This window comes from Pseudoalteromonas sp. GW168-MNA-CIBAN-0100 (assembly GCF_040309225.1).
Lineage (GTDB): Bacteria > Pseudomonadota > Gammaproteobacteria > Enterobacterales > Alteromonadaceae > Pseudoalteromonas > Pseudoalteromonas arctica.
Map to the genome: position 1 here is coordinate 1 of NZ_JBEOOL010001142.1, position 233 is coordinate 233.

At 45.1% G+C, this 233-nt stretch carries 1 tRNA gene; it reads right to left on the minus strand.

Going from position 1 to position 233, the window contains the following annotated elements:
- Nucleotides 1-66: 66 nt before the first annotated feature.
- Nucleotides 67-142: transfer RNA gene (locus tag AAEY62_RS24950), tRNA-Glu, on the minus strand.
- Nucleotides 143-233 lie beyond the last annotated feature (91 nt).

The following is a 233-nucleotide window of genomic DNA, read 5'->3' on the forward strand; positions in this document are numbered from 1 at the left end:
TCTTGATAACGTCGTGCATAGAGAGTGCGGTGTCACACTGCTTTACACAATACTTAAAATAGTAAGTGGCGTCCCCAAGGGGATTCGAACCCCTGTTACCGCCGTGAAAGGGCGGTGTCCTAGGCCTCTAGACGATGGGGACACATAAATGTGTCACTAGGACAACTGAATTTTTAGACTCGTTTCAGGCGAGCTTTCTTGATAACACTTCACTTTCCTATTAAAAACAAGTA